This is a genomic window from Paenibacillus sp. VTT E-133280 (assembly GCF_002264385.1).
Taxonomy (GTDB): Bacteria; Bacillota; Bacilli; order Paenibacillales; family Paenibacillaceae; genus Paenibacillus_AQ; species Paenibacillus_AQ nitricinens.
Map to the genome: position 1 here is coordinate 1 of NZ_NFUX01000147.1, position 2,415 is coordinate 2,415.

The window sequence follows — 2,415 nt, forward strand, 5'->3', positions numbered from 1 at the left end:
CATGGAGTTACAAAGGAATATGGTAGGCGAAGAGGTCTGGAAAGGCCCGCGATAGAGGTAAAAGCCCTGTAGCCTAAACTGTGTTCTCTCCGAGACGGATCCCGAGTAGTGCGGGGCACGTGAAACCCCGTATGAATCCAGCAGGACCATCTGCTAAGGCTAAATACTACCTGGCGACCGATAGTGAAACAGTACCGTGAGGGAAAGGTGAAAAGCACCCCGGAAGGGGAGTGAAATAGAACCTGAAACCGTGTGCTTACAAAAAGTCAGAGCCCTATTAATGGGTGATGGCGTGCCTTTTGTAGAATGAACCGGCGAGTTACGTTTAACATGCAAGGTTAAGTCGAGAAGACGGAGCCGCAGCGAAAGCGAGTCTGAATAGGGCGATTTAGTATGTGGACGTAGACCCGAAACCGTGTGATCTACCCCTGTCCAGGGTGAAGGTGCGGTAACACGCACTGGAGGCCCGAACCCACGCATGTTGAAAAATGCGGGGATGAGGTGGGGGTAGCGGAGAAATTCCAATCGAACTCGGAGATAGCTGGTTCTCCCCGAAATAGCTTTAGGGCTAGCCTCGGTATAAGAGTAGTGGAGGTAGAGCACTGATTGGGTGCGGGGTCCGCAAGGATTACCAAGCTCAGTCAAACTCCGAATGCCATATACTTATTGCCGGGAGTCAGACAGTGAGTGCTAAGATCCATTGTCAAAAGGGAAACAGCCCAGACCATCAGCTAAGGTCCCCAAGTGTGTGTTAAGTGGGAAAGGATGTGGAGTTGCACAGACAACCAGGATGTTGGCTTAGAAGCAGCCACCATTGAAAGAGTGCGTAATAGCTCACTGGTCGAGTGACTCTGCGCCGAAAATGTAACGGGGCTAAACACACCACCGAAGCTATGGCTAGATACGTATGTATCTGGGGTAGGGGAGCGTTGTATGTGGGTTGAAGGTGTACCGTAAGGAGCGCTGGACAGCATACAAGTGAGAATGCCGGTATGAGTAACGAAAAGATCAGTGAGAATCTGATCCGCCGAAAGCCCAAGGTTTCCTGAGGAAGGCTCGTCCGCTCAGGGTAAGTCGGGACCTAAGGCGAGGCCGAAAGGCGTAGTCGAAGGACAACAGTTTGAAATTACTGTACCACCGTAATCCGCTATGAGCGATGGGGTGACGCAGGAGGGTAGTGACGCGGACTGATGGATATGTCCGTCTAAGCAGTGAGGCTGATGTGTAGGCAAATCCGCACATCATTAAGGCTGGGCTGTGATGGGGAGCGAAAATTACAGTAGCGAAGGTCATGATCTCACACTGCCAAGAAAAGCCTCTAGCCAGGAGAAGGTGCCCGTACCGCAAACCGACACAGGTAGGCGAGAAGAGAATTCTAAGGCGCGCGGAAGAACTCTCGTTAAGGAACTCGGCAAAATGACCCCGTAACTTCGGGAGAAGGGGTGCCCCGGTAGTGTGAATAGCACGAGGGGGCCGCAGTGAAAAGGCCCAAGCGACTGTTTAGCAAAAACACAGGTCTGTGCGAAGCCGCAAGGCGAAGTATACGGGCTGACGCCTGCCCGGTGCTGGAAGGTTAAGGGGAGTGGTTAGGGGTAACCCGAAGCTATGAACCGAAGCCCCAGTAAACGGCGGCCGTAACTATAACGGTCCTAAGGTAGCGAAATTCCTTGTCAGGTAAATTCTGACCCGCACGAATGGCGTAACGACTTGGGCGCTGTCTCAACGAGAGATCCGGTGAAATTTTAATACCTGTGAAGATGCAGGTTACCCGCGACAAGACGGAAAGACCCCATGGAGCTTTACTGCAGCTTGATATTGAATTTGGGTACGATCTGTACAGGATAGGTGGGAGCCGTAGAAATCGGAGCGCAAGCTTCGGTGGAGGCGCCGTTGGGATACCACCCTGATCGTATCTAGGTTCTAACCTAGTACCGTAATCCGGTACGGGGACCGTGTCAGGCGGGCAGTTTGACTGGGGCGGTCGCCTCCTAAAGAGTAACGGAGGCGTTCCAAGGTTCCCTCAGAATGGTTGGAAATCATTCGAAGAGTGCAAAGGCATAAGGGAGCTTGACTGCGAGACCTACAAGTCGAGCAGGGACGAAAGTCGGACTTAGTGATCCGGTGGTACCGCATGGAAGGGCCATCGCTCAACGGATAAAAGCTACCCTGGGGATAACAGGCTTATCTCCCCCAAGAGTCCACATCGACGGGGAGGTTTGGCACCTCGATGTCGGCTCATCGCATCCTGGGGCTGAAGTAGGTCCCAAGGGTTGGGCTGTTCGCCCATTAAAGCGGTACGCGAGCTGGGTTCAGAACGTCGTGAGACAGTTCGGTCCCTATCTGTCGTGGGCGCAGGAAATTTGAGAGGAGCTGTCCTTAGTACGAGAGGACCGGGATGGACGTACCGCTGGTGCA

Annotated in this window: 1 rRNA gene; it reads left to right on the forward strand. The window is 53.2% G+C overall.

Features of this window, described 5'->3' with window-relative positions:
- Positions 1–2,415: ribosomal RNA gene (locus CA600_RS30470) — 23S ribosomal RNA — on the forward strand; the annotation flags it as partial.